Here is a 12166-nt window from a genome sequence, read left to right as displayed (position 1 = left end):
GCTTTTTATCTTATGGGTGGTCGGCGAGGTGGCCTGACCAGGGTCTGACCGGGCCAGGCCACCGCTGACGACGACGGCCCTTCCCCATCACCACGGCCAGGGCGCCACCCACGAACCGGATCGGCTTTTGACTACCTGATCGACAAGGTCAACAGCCCGCTGCGGCGTAGGCCCGAATTCGCTATGCCGTTACTCTCGGCGTTTGGACGGGGCTCTTTGAGGGAGTTGCCTTCGCCTTCCGCTTCCTCTTTCGCCGCCGCTTGGTTTTGCCGGCGAACGGAGGGCGCGGCGCGCCGAATCGCGGACCCCACCAGTACCTGCCGCCGATCAGCCTGCCTGCAAGGAAGCCGAACAGCCCGGTGAATACGGCGTCTCCGTAGCCAAAGGATCCGGCCAGGATCAGTGCGGGTATGAGGGCGAAGAACATGGCGATGAGGGTTATGAACTGGGCCTGGGACGACTTCACAAAGCGGACCAACGCCCACCCGCCGAGGAAACCGATGACCAGGGACACGGCGAGGATCTGCACCGTGACACCGTCAAGGAGCATGGCTGTAGGCGCACCGAGCAGCACGGCTGCGGAGGCTGCGTTGATCAGCGCCAGCTGCCACCCGCCCGTGTAGCCGCCGTCGGCGGTACGCTCGCGCTTGCGCCTGATTACGGACCCGGACCTCTTCCCGGACCACCAATGTCCGCCGGCGATGGCGCCGGCCGTGAAGCCCATGAGCCACGGGCCCGCCATGGGCATGCCAAGGGTATCTTCCACGGAGAGCATCATGATGAAGATCAGGTTGAAGGCTACGCGCATCACCATATCGGCGCGTACGGACAGAGAAACCACCCTGAACAGAAGGACCCCGTAGACCGCACCCAGCGCAAAGAAACCGGCGGCCGGGCCAGGCGCCCCGCCGAAGAACCAGACGGTCATGGCGACAGGCGCGACGATTGTCAGGACCCGCGTGAACCGCCAGTCATTGAGCCATTTCCTGAGCACTTCTGCTTCCCCCCGTAGCAAAGCCGCTGCCAGAGCGTCCTCGGCTGCAACCGCTGCATAAAAAACCCCTCCTGATCAGGCGTAATGCCTGATCAGGAGGGGTTTGTCGGAGCCCCCTGCCGGATTCGAACCGGCGACCCCCTGTTTACAAGACAGGTGCTCTGGCCAACTGAGCTAAGGGGGCGTGGCCGGCGGGCTAGAAAGTCCAAGCCGGTCACGCCGCCGTCGTCCGCCCGAACAAACGGGTGCGAACAACAGCGCTAGACAAGATTAGCCCAGAGCGCCCGCCCCCGTGAAACCGGAAAGGTTTCACGGGGAACAGGCGCCGGACTCGCCCCGGCTTACTTGTTGGCGTCGATGGCGCCCTGGACCGTTTCCACGAAGGTGTTCAGGTCCGCTTCCTCGCCGTTGACGAAGGCCGTCGGGGTGCCGTTGATGCCGTCCACCCGGGCCAGCTGGTCCGCGTACTTCACGAACGGACGGTAGGTTCCGTCGTCGATGCAGTCTTCCATGCCCTCGGTATCGGCGCCCACGGACTCAGCCATGTCCACCAGTTCTGCGTTCTTCACTTCACCGGAGGCGTGCTGGGCGAAGATGGCCTTCATGAAGTCCCAGTAGGACTCGGGGCTCTGGTCTGCCACGCACGCCGCCGCGTTGGCGCCGCGGGAGGAGTAGTTGGAGGTGGAGTTGCGGTCCAGGAATGCCACGGTGCGGTATTCGTAGGTGATTTCGCCCGCATCCAGCCACTGGGAGATCTGATCGTCGTAGGTAGCGGCGAAGTCTGCGCAGTGCACGCAGTTGATGTCCACGTACTCCACCACCTGGACCGGCTCACCCTCTGGCGCAGCTTCAACCCCCGGCGGAATCGGCGTCTCCTCGGCGGCTTCCTCCGGTGCGGCCGGCAGCGTTTCCGTGTCGAAGTCGAAGGTTTCCGTGGGCTCCAGCGCGGTGGTCGAGGTCAGCGTAAACCCGCCGTACTCATTGGCATTGGCCGGCGAAGTACCGGTGTTCGCGATGTCCTTACCCATGCTGTTCACCACAATTACGGCCACAATCGCGATCACCGCAACGATGGCCACCACAACACCCCAGATCACCAGGAGACGGTTGCGCCGTTCCTTCTTCTGCTGGGCCTCGCGCAGTGCGCGGGCCTGCTCGCGGGCAGCAGCAGTGCGTTCTGCCTTGGTCGGCTTGGGGTTCCGGTCAGTCATAATTCCTCATGTCTCTCAACGCCGGCTCCGTTTCCGGGGCCGCTCAGCTCATCACCAGTGTAGGGGGAACGGCGCCCACCACCCTTCGACCAACGCCCGCGGGCGGTACAAAGTTTCCCCGCTTCGCTAGAGTGGCAATATACGACCAATCTAAAAAGGGGTGCCATTCGTGAACGCTGACGCGGATCCGAGTTCCAAGGAAGACGCTCCGGACAGCTACGGCGACTTCGATTTCATCGTCGTGTCCAACCGGCTTCCGGTTGACCGCGTTAGTGGACCCGACGGCGAAACCTGGCGGCGCTCACCCGGCGGGCTGGTCACGGCCCTCGCTCCCGTGATGGCAAAGGCCGACGGCGCGTGGGTGGGCTGGCCCGGTTCCCCGGACGAAGAAGTGGAACCCTTCGACCACGACAACATGTATCTGAAGCCGGTGCCGCTGAGCACCGACGAAGTGGAACTGTATTACGAGGGCTTCTCCAACGCGACGCTGTGGCCGCTCTATCACGATGTGATTGCCGCCCCGGAATTCCACCGCACCTGGTGGGATGCCTACCGCACCGTGAACCGCCGGTTCGCCGACGCCGCCGCTTCCGTGGCCGCGAAGGGCGCCACGGTCTGGGTCCAGGATTACCAACTGCAGCTGGTCCCCCAGCTGCTGCGCCAGGCCCGGCCCGACCTGAAGATCGGTTTCTTCAACCACATTCCCTTCCCGCCGCTGGAGATTTTCGCCCAGCTGCCCTGGCGCCGGAACATCATCGAGGGTCTGCTCGGGGCGGACCTGATCGGGTTCCAGCGCCCGTCCGATGCGAGCAACTTCCTGCGCTGCGTACGCCGCTTCGCCGGCTACACCATCCGCCAGCAGCAGGTGAACGTCACCACGGAAGACGGACTGTCCTACGTTTCCCGCGCCGAGGCGTTCCCCATCTCCATCGATGCCAGCCAGATCGCCGAGCTGGCGCAGCGCGAAGACGTCATTGAACGATCCAAGCAAATCCGCCGCGAACTGGGCAATCCGGACACGGTGCTGCTGGGCGTTGACCGGCTGGACTACACCAAGGGCATCAGCCACCGGCTCAAGGCCTACGGCGAACTCCTCGAAGACGGCCGCATCACGGTGGAAAACGCCGCCATGATCCAGGTGGCCAGCCCCTCCCGCGAGCGCGTGGAACAGTACCGGCTGCTGCGCGAAGAAGTGGAAGGCACCGTCGGCCGGATCAGCGGCAGCTTCGACACCATTTCCAACACAGCGCTGCGCTACCTGCACCACAGCTATCCGGTGGAGGAAATGGTGGCGCTCTACCTTGCCGCTGACGTTATGCTCGTCACCGCGCTGCGCGACGGCATGAACCTGGTTGCGAAGGAATACGTCGCCGCCCGCACCGGCAACACGGGCACCCTGGTCCTCTCCGAGTTCACCGGCGCCGCGGACCAGCTGCGCCAGGCCGTGCTGGTCAACCCGCATGACATCGACGGGCTGAAGGCCGCCATCCTCACCGCGGTAAACATGCCGGCCCGGGAAGCCAGCCGGCGTATGCGCCTGATGCGCCGGCAGGTGCTGCAGAACGACGTCGAACGGTGGTCCCAGAACTTCCTGGAGGCACTCGAACAGGACCAGGACCGGGAACAGACCGAGAATCAGGACCGGGAGTAGTCATGAGTTCACTGGACACTGAGCTGCAGGCGGCGCTGGAGTCCGTGGCCGGCACTGGGAAACTCCTGGTGGCGCTGGACTTCGACGGTGTGCTCGCCCCGTTGGTGGAACATGCCGAGGATGCCCGCCCGCTGGACGGATCGGCGGCCGCTGTCCGGACCCTCGCTTCCCTCCGGGACACCGTCACCGCGTTCATCTCCGGGCGGGCGCTCGACAGCCTGCGCACCGTCGCCTCCCCGGATCCCGAAACCCTGCTGATCGGCAGCCACGGCGCCGAGACCTGGACCGGTCCCAATCAGGAGCCGCTGCAGCTGACCCCCGAGCAGGCCCAGCTGCTGGCCAGCGCCCGCACAGCGGTGGAATCCGTGGTCGCCCGGCACCCGGGCTGCCGGCTGGAACACAAGCCGGCCGGCGTCGTCCTCCACACCCGCAGCGTCTCCGAACCGGCCGCTGCTGCCGCCGCCACTGAGGAGGCACGGAGGGAACTGAGCCTGCTCGACGGCGTTCAGGTCACCGACGGCAAATCCGTCCTGGAGGCCTCCGTCGTCCACACCAACAAGGGCGAAGGCATCCGCGCCCTGCGGGAACTGACAGGCGCAACGGCGGTGCTGTTCGCCGGCGACGATGTCACCGACGAACGCGGTTTCGCGGCTTTGCAGCCCGGCGACGTCTCGATCAAGGTCGGCGACGGGAGCACGGCTGCCGCATACCGGGTCGCCTCCCCCGAGGAATTCACTGCGGTACTCGCAGAACTTGCAAGGCTGCGCGCCGCCGCCGTCGCCGGATAACAACCCGCACGGGCCGGACGTTCGCAGCTGGACAACGTGTGCAATACTGTCCCCGTGAGCTGCGTCACAGGTCGGAGAAGACCTGCCAGCAGCAATCAACTCAACTACATAGCTCTCCATTCACAACGGATCGTCGGGCACGTACCTGCCCGTGAAGGGAAACACCATGGCAACGGTAACGTTTGACCAGGCAACACGCGTCTACCCGGGGACGGAACGCCCAGCGGTAGACAATCTCAGCCTCGAAATCGCCGACGGCGAATTCCTGGTTCTCGTCGGCCCCTCGGGCTGCGGAAAATCCACCTCGCTGCGGATGCTCGCAGGGCTTGAAGACGTCAATTCCGGACGGATCCTCATCGGTGACCGCGACGTCACCGACGTTCCGCCCAAGGACCGCGACATCGCCATGGTTTTCCAGAACTACGCGCTGTACCCGCACATGTCCGTGGCGGACAACATGGGCTTCGCCCTGAAGATCGCCGGCATCGGCAAGGAAGAGCGCATGGAACGCGTCCGCGAGGCCGCGAAGCTGCTGGACCTCGAAGACTTCCTGGACCGGAAGCCGAAGGCACTCTCCGGCGGTCAGCGCCAGCGCGTTGCCATGGGCCGCGCAATTGTGCGTAACCCGCAGGTCTTCCTGATGGATGAACCGCTCTCCAACCTGGACGCGAAGCTGCGCGTGCAGACCCGTACCCAGATTGCGTCACTGACCCGGCGGCTCGGCGTCACCACGGTGTACGTCACCCACGACCAGGTGGAAGCCATGACCATGGGTGACCGCGTGGCCGTACTCAAGGACGGCGTCCTGCAGCAGGTCGATACCCCGCGCAACCTCTATGACCACCCCCGGAACGTTTTCGTCGCCGGATTCATCGGTTCCCCGGCGATGAACCTGCTCGAGCTCCCGGTGGTGGACGGAGGCGTAGCCTTCGGCGGGTCCGTGTACCCGGTGGAGAATTCGGTGCTGGGCGCCGCCGCGGGCAACACCGTGACTCTGGGTGTCCGCCCGGAAGACATGGAAACCGTCCCGGAGGGCGAGGGCCTGCGCGTTGAGGTGGACGTGGTCGAGGAACTGGGAGCCGATGCCTACGTTTACGGCCACAGCACCATCGACGGCAAGGACCATGACATGGTGGTCCGCGTTGACGGCCGGCGTCCTCCATTGAAGGGCGACACTCTTCACGTCCGCCCGCAGAAGGGCCACGTGCACCTCTTCGATACCTCCAACGGGGAACGGCTGGCCGAACAGGCTTAACCCGGCCGGAACGACATGCGGTGGCTCCCCTGCTCAACTAAACTCTTGAGGTGGGGAGCCACCGCTTTTTCGTTAATGCATGCTGAGACGTAAGGGCTTTCGCCTATGACAGATTCCGTACCTGCCAACTGGCAGAACGAACCCACGGACTGGGAGCAGACCGGCAAGCTGCCCCGCACCACACGCTCCTCGACCAACCGGATCAACACGCTGGGGTCGCTGAACATCACGGCTGCGTCCATGGACCCGGCCCTGTTGGACCTGCCCTGGCACATTCCGCTGGAGGAATGGCCCAAGGAGAACCTGGCTGCACTCCCCCGCGGAATTTCCCGTCACGTTGTCCGCTTCGCACGGCTGGGCGATTCCCTCATTGCCATCAAGGAAACCAGCGAACACGTGGCGCGGCAGGAATACCACATGCTGCGCAAGCTTCGTCGCCTGAACGTCCCCGCGGTGGCTCCGGTGGCGGTCATCACCGGCCGCATGGATCCAGCCGGGGAAGAGCTGCAGCCGGTACTGGTCACCCGGCACCTGCGCTTCTCCCTTCCCTACCGTGCCGTCTTCTCCCAGACCCTGCGTGAAGTCACGCTGACGCGGCTGATCGATGCCCAGGCGCTCTTGTTGGTCCGCCTGCACCTGGCCGGCTTCTACTGGGGCGATGTCTCCCTTTCCAACACACTCTTCCGCCGCGATGCCGGGGCCTTCGCCGCCTACCTGGTGGATGCGGAAACCGGGGAGCTCTACCCCGAATTGTCCAACGGGCAGCGCGAATACGATCTGGAGATCGCCCGGGTCAACATCGCCGGGGAACTGATGGATCTGGCCGAGGGCGGCCTGGTCGAAGAGTCCGTGGATCCGCTGGCCACCAGCGAACGCATCATGGACAGTTACCGCGGGCTCTGGGCCGAGCTGACCGAACGGGAATCCTTCGGCATGGCTGATCGCTGGCGTGTAGATGCACGCATCCGGCGCCTTAATGACCTGGGCTTCGACGTCGACGAGCTCAGCATCAGCACCACCCCCGACGGGACGCAGGTCCAGTTGCAGCCCAAGGTGGTCGACGCCGGCCATCACCAACGCCGGCTGCTGCGCCTGACCGGCATCGATGCCCAGGAGAACCAGGCCCGCCGGCTGCTTAATGACTTGGACTCCTACCGGGTGACCAACCATCCGGAACTCGACGAAGAGCTCAGCGCCCATCTGTGGGTCACGCAGGTCTTCGAACCGATAGTCAAGGCCGTGCCGCGGGATCTGGGCAGCAAGCTCGAGGCTGCCGAGGTGGTGCACGAAGTCCTGGAGCACCGCTGGTACATGTCTGAAAATGCCAACCGCAACGTGCCTATGGCCGAGGCGGTGCAGTCGTACATGGATACCATCCTTCGCCACCGGCGTGACGAAGCTGCGATCCTGCTCAGCACTGATACCCGGACTATGGAGATCCTGGACGCAGGAGGAGCCCCGGCCTAGGGCCGGGGCTCCTCGGAGGTGCGTGGTGCGGGTCAGTAGCTGGAGCCGCTGTCGGCCGCGATCCCGACCATGATGAGAATGAAGAAAAGGATCCCGAAGAGGGTCCCCAGCCCGCCGACAATAATGCCGATTACAGCGGGAGTGTTGCCCATCCCTACCTTGCGTGACTGGTTCAGCCCCACAATGCTCAGCACCAGGCCCACCACGGAGAAGAAGAAGGACGTGATGAGGCCGGCAATGCCCATGGCCTGGCCGGGGTTCGGCCGCGGCTGGGGGTAGGCATCCTGCCCGTACGCCAGGTAACCAGGCTGCTGGCTGTAGGCCGGCGCTTCCTGGCCGGAACCCGGGTAGGCAGGCTGCTGGCCGTACGCAGGCACTTCCGGCTGCTGGCCGTAGGACGGATACGCGGTGTTTCCGGTTTCACTCTGCTGGGACCCGGGGTAGGCGGACGGCGCCGACGGGGGCGGGGCATACTGGCCGCTATCCGAAGCACTATCGTTTCCTGCTGCCGGGTCGCCGCCGGGCTGCCATTCTGGTCGGTTCTCTGACACGCGGTATTCCCCCTGAAGATGAAGTGGTTAGCGTGGTCGCAACGGCGTCCATTCGACATCCATCCGACTACGCAAAGTCTGTGTGACCTACGCCAATCCTATACATTCAAGCTGAGACGTACCATCCATTCCCGGAACGGACAGCAGGCGCCCCCGCCTACTGAAAAGCGTGTCGCAGATCTCCTGTGATCTGCACGACCATCGCTAACTCAGCGGAGGCCGGAGTCGTTAAATGGAACTGTAACGTCAAAAAATCTGCGCGAAGGATGACGCCCTGAATGGTTGAACAGCTGACTACCGCTTCCAGCCTGACTCGGCTGGTCCCCGTCCATGAGCCTCCCGCCGGCCGTGAGTGGTGGCGGTCATCGGTGATCTACCAGATCTACCCGCGTTCGTTCCGCGACCTGCGTGGAGACGGAGTGGGGGACCTGCCCGGCATCACCGCCGAGATCCCCGCCCTGTCCGAACTCGACATCGACGCCATTTGGCTCTCCCCCTTCTACCGCTCCCCGCAGAAAGACGCCGGCTACGACGTCGCCGACTACTGCTCCGTGGATCCCCTCTTCGGCACCATGGAGGACTTCGACGCCCTCGTCGCCGAAGCCTCCCGCCACAACATCCGCATCATCGTGGACCTGGTCCCCAACCACTGCTCCGACCAGCACCCCCTCTTCCAAAAAGCCCTGGCCTCCCCCGCCGGTTCCCCGGAGCGGGACCTCTTCATCTTCCGCGACGGCACCGGAGACCACGGACAAAATCCGCCCAACAACTGGCAGTCCCACTTTGGCGGCCCCGCCTGGACCCGCATCACCGAACCCGACGGCACCCCCGGACAGTGGTACCTGCACCTCTTCGACACCTCCCAGCCGGACTTCAACTGGGACAGCCCCGCCGTGCACGCCGAATTCGAGAAGATCCTGCGGTTCTGGCTGGACCGCGGCGTCGGCGGGTTCCGCGTGGATGTCGCCCACGCACTGATCAAGAAATCCGGGCTCCCGGATTGGGGCGGACGCGCGGACGGATCCTCCTCCGACGGATACCCCGGATCCGACGCACCCATGTTCGGCCAGCCCGGCATCCACGACATCTTCCGGTCCTGGCGGAAAATCCTGGACTCCTACGACGGTGACCGGGTGCTCTGCGCCGAAGCGACCATCGACCCGATCGAGCGGCTCAGCGACTGGGTCCGGCCCGACGAAATGCACCAGACGTTCAACTTCGCCTACCTTCACCACCCCTGGCATGCGCCGGCACTGCGGCACGTCATCGAGTCCTCCCTGCAGGCCTTCGACCGCGTCGGGGCACCCACAACCTGGGTGCTGTCCAACCACGACGTCGTCCGGCACACCAGCCGCTTCGGCCTGACCGGAGCCGGTCCCCGCTCCGGGGACGGCCTCGGGCCGCGGGACGAGCAGCCTGACCTTGAACTTGGACTCGCGCGGGCCCGCGCCGCCACCTTGCTGATGCTGGCCCTGCCCGGCGGCGTCTACCTCTACCAGGGCGAGGAGCTCGGCCTGCCGGACCATACGCTGCTTCCGGATGAATTCCGCCAAGACCCCACCTTCCACCGCACCGCAGGCGTCCGGGTGGGCCGGGACGGCAACCGGGTTCCCCTGCCGTGGAAGGCGAACCTGCCCAGCTACGGATTCAGTTCCACCGGAGAGAGCTGGCTGCCGCAGCCGCCTATTTGGGGCAAGTGTTCCCGGGATATCGAGCAGCGCAACCCCGACTCCACGCTGAACCTCTACCGCAATGCCCTCGCCCTTCGCCGGGAACTGCGTCTGGGCGATGGTTCGCTGGCGTGGTGGCCGGAGCACGACGACGACGGGCTGGTCGCCTTTGTTAATGACGGCGTGCTGGTGGCCATGAACATGGGGGATGCACCGGTCCAGCTACCCGATCTACCGCTGCTGATGGGTAGCGCTCCGGACGCTCTCGAGGGTCCGCGGCTCCGGCCCAACCGCACCGTCTGGATGCGCTTGGACTAGTCTGGCTCACCTGGGATGGCCTTCCCGGGGTTGAGGATGCCTGCTGGATCGAACACTGCTTTCACCCTGCGCTGCAGCTCGAGCACCTCTGCCCGCTGCTCCTGCGGCAGCCAGTGAAGCTTGAACTGGCCCACTCCGTGTTCCCCGGTGATGGTTCCGCCCATTGCCAGCGCAACGGTGATGGATTCCTCCAGTGCGGCGTCCAACCGGTCGCGTCCGCCGACGTCGTCAGCCTGCACCCAGAAGGTGGGGTGCAGGTTGCCGTCTCCGGCATGGGCCACCACCTTGAGGTTGACCCGGTACTGTCCAGCCATCCGTTCCAGCTCCGCGACATACCGGACCAGCGCGGAACGGGGGACGGCGACGTCCTCCCCTACCCTGACCTGATCCAGCACCGCGTCTCCGCGGCTGTGCCTGCGCAGTTCCACCAGCCGTTCGGCCTCCGCTGCCCCTTCCGTGCTTACCGTTCCACCCAGATCGCTGAGCACTCCTCGCACGACGTCGGCCTCGGCGTCGGCCCCGAAGCCATCCGTCTGGATCAATAACAGCGCGTCGCCCCGGGCGCGAAGGGCGCTGCCGTGGGCTTCATCCAAAGCCGTTAGGGTGGCACCGTCCAGCAGCTCCATGATGGCCGGTTGCACCCGGGCGGTGCCCACCGCCAAAACGCCGGCGGCCGCCGTCGGGAAATCAGGGAAGAAGGCGGCAATGGTTCGGATTTCGAGCGGAAGGTACCGCAGCCGCACAGTGATGCCGACAATAATGCCCAGTGTGCCTTCCGACCCGGTGAAGAGGCTGGTGAGGTCGTAGCCGGCGACTCCCTTGAAGGTCCGCTGGCCAGTGCTGATGAGCGTTCCGTCGGCCAGAACGACGTCGAGGGCCAGGACGGAGTCACGGGTAACCCCGTACTTCGCGCAGCGGAGACCGCCGGCGTTAGTGGCCACATTCCCGCCAATGGTTGAGGTCAGGTAACTGGCCGGATCCGGCGCGTACATCAGCCCGTGTGCCGCCGCCGCCGCATTCAGGTCCGCGTTGATCACGCCGGGCTCGACGATGGCCACTTCATCCTGGGGATTGAGTTCCAAGATGCGGTTCATTCGGTCCAGGCAGAGGATGATGCATCCGCCTGTGGCATGTGCTCCGCCTGAGACTCCGGTACCGGCGCCGCGAGGTACCACGGCGGTGCCCGTTGCAGCGGCCCAGCGCAGCACCTCCTGCACGCCCTCCACACTGGTGGGCCAGACGACGGCCAACGGCTCTACGTAGGCCAGTACCGGACCGCAGTCGGTGGCATAGGCCGCGAGCACCTCCGGTGATGTTTCAACCAGCAGGTCCGGGCCATTGAGGGTGAGGCCGTGCAGGGCATCCAGGGACATGCCAGCAGACTACCGCGCCCCCATAAAGCGCGAGTAGCGATCCAGGATCTCCGACCATTCCCTTTGCAGCCGCTCATATTCCTGAGCCCCGTCGGGTAGTCGGTCAATGCCCGAGTGGCGGAGCGTCACCACCGTGGAACCGTCAGCCGCCGGAGCGAAGTCGACGCGTACATCCGTGGGGATCCGCGGGTCCTGGCCAGCCACCCAGTCCAATTCCAGCAACGTGTCCGGCTCCCGGGTACGTACCGTGGCCCATACCGCGGTTTCGCCGTCGGGGCCTGTTTCCGTGAGTACGCCACCCTCAAACTCGGCATGTGTACCTTCACCGAAGTCCGTAAGGTCCTCCGGCCACCATAAGTGAAGGTAATCGGTGAATCCGTTAAACGCTTCTTCTGCATCTCGGGGGATCTGCCGAACCGCCACGACGTCCGGAACGGACGCGTCTTGTTCAGTGCCCTTCGGATCCGGGTCGGCGGCGTGGGAAAACAGGGAGGGGCTCATGCTTTCCAGCCTACCGGGACCGGCCTCCTGCCCAGAGCCGGGCGGCTGGCCGGCCCGGACACTTTCTGGGGTTAAACAGGAAGAGCCCGTACCAACACTGGTACGGGCTCAACCTTCAATTATTGTCCGGCGGTGACCTACTCTCCCACATCCTCCCGGATGCAGTACCATCGGCGCTGTGGGTCTTAGCTTCCGGGTTCGGAATGGGACCGGGCGTTTCCCCCACGCTATGACCGCCGTAACCCTTCTACCCGCACCACACACCCGCGAAAACAGGGTATGCGTGGGGAAAACAATGGTTACAACACGTCCCGGAACCACCTCGCAAGGAGGGGTGCCGGCAGTGCGGTAAATTGTGAACCCGCCCCTGGACAAGGGGGCAAGGAT

At 64.9% G+C, this 12166-nt stretch carries 10 protein-coding genes, 1 tRNA gene and 1 rRNA gene; 5 read left to right on the top strand and 7 right to left on the bottom strand.

The genetic code is table 11. The features are described 5' to 3' along the window. Positions 1-181: 181 nt before the first annotated feature. The 3 genes from N2K99_RS02465 to N2K99_RS02455 form a co-directional block, all read right to left on the bottom strand. Positions 182-994 (bottom strand): hypothetical protein, encoded by an 813-nt coding sequence (locus N2K99_RS02465; protein WP_227933762.1) that lies wholly within the window; start codon positions 992-994, stop codon positions 182-184. Positions 995-1104: 110 nt separating this feature from the next. Beyond that, positions 1105-1178, bottom strand: a tRNA-Thr gene (locus N2K99_RS02460). Between the two features lie 157 nt (positions 1179-1335). Then, entirely contained in the window at positions 1336-2205 is an 870-nt protein-coding gene (locus tag N2K99_RS02455; protein WP_227922839.1) for a thioredoxin domain-containing protein, read from the bottom strand. 169 nt (positions 2206-2374) lie between these two features. On the opposite strand from N2K99_RS02455, the gene N2K99_RS02450 reads away from it, so the two are divergent. From N2K99_RS02450 to N2K99_RS02435, 4 genes are all read left to right on the top strand, one after another. Continuing rightward, positions 2375-3856 (top strand): trehalose-6-phosphate synthase, encoded by a 1482-nt coding sequence (locus tag N2K99_RS02450; RefSeq protein ID WP_227922837.1) that lies wholly within the window; start codon positions 2375-2377, stop codon positions 3854-3856. Between the two features lie 2 nt (positions 3857-3858). After that, positions 3859-4644, top strand: coding sequence for a trehalose-phosphatase (gene otsB, locus N2K99_RS02445; RefSeq protein ID WP_227933761.1), 786 nt, complete (start codon positions 3859-3861; stop codon positions 4642-4644). Between the two features lie 166 nt (positions 4645-4810). Then, a complete protein-coding gene (locus N2K99_RS02440) occupies positions 4811-5899 on the top strand; it encodes an ABC transporter ATP-binding protein (RefSeq protein WP_227922833.1) in 1089 nt (362 codons plus the stop codon). 105 nt (positions 5900-6004) lie between these two features. Continuing rightward, the gene (locus N2K99_RS02435) at positions 6005-7366 is read left to right on the top strand and encodes a DUF4032 domain-containing protein (RefSeq protein WP_227933760.1); all 1362 of its coding nucleotides are present in this window, start codon (positions 6005-6007) and stop codon (positions 7364-7366) included. 32 nt (positions 7367-7398) lie between these two features. Here the strand turns inward: N2K99_RS02435 and N2K99_RS02430 are convergent, their stop codons facing one another. After that, positions 7399-7917 carry a DUF4190 domain-containing protein gene (locus tag N2K99_RS02430; RefSeq protein ID WP_227922828.1) on the bottom strand — a complete coding sequence of 173 codons (519 nt, stop codon included), beginning with the start codon at positions 7915-7917 and terminating at the stop codon, positions 7399-7401. A 278-nt stretch (positions 7918-8195) separates the two neighbouring features. On the opposite strand from N2K99_RS02430, the gene N2K99_RS02425 reads away from it, so the two are divergent. Next, positions 8196-9905 (top strand): glycoside hydrolase family 13 protein, encoded by a 1710-nt coding sequence (locus N2K99_RS02425; protein WP_227922826.1) that lies wholly within the window; start codon positions 8196-8198, stop codon positions 9903-9905. On the opposite strand, the gene N2K99_RS02420 is transcribed toward N2K99_RS02425, so the two are convergent. The 3 genes from N2K99_RS02420 to rrf all read right to left on the bottom strand — a co-directional run bounded on the left by N2K99_RS02420 (position 9902) and on the right by rrf (position 12020). Then, positions 9902-11278: an FAD-binding oxidoreductase gene (locus N2K99_RS02420; protein ID WP_227933759.1), complete on the bottom strand. Its 1377-nt coding sequence runs from the start codon at positions 11276-11278 to the stop codon at positions 9902-9904. The two genes, N2K99_RS02425 and N2K99_RS02420, sit on opposite strands and share 4 nt — an antisense overlap. 9 nt (positions 11279-11287) lie before the next feature. Beyond that, the gene (locus N2K99_RS02415; protein WP_227933758.1) at positions 11288-11779 is read right to left on the bottom strand and encodes an SRPBCC domain-containing protein; all 492 of its coding nucleotides are present in this window, start codon (positions 11777-11779) and stop codon (positions 11288-11290) included. Between the two features lie 124 nt (positions 11780-11903). Continuing rightward, positions 11904-12020: ribosomal RNA gene (gene rrf / locus N2K99_RS02410) — 5S ribosomal RNA — on the bottom strand. Positions 12021-12166: the final 146 nt, after the last annotated feature.

Origin of the sequence: Arthrobacter sp. zg-Y1110 (assembly GCF_025244865.1) — a bacterium.
GTDB lineage: Bacteria > Actinomycetota > Actinomycetes > Actinomycetales > Micrococcaceae > Arthrobacter_B.
This window is presented reverse-complemented; position numbering and strand designations above follow the sequence as displayed.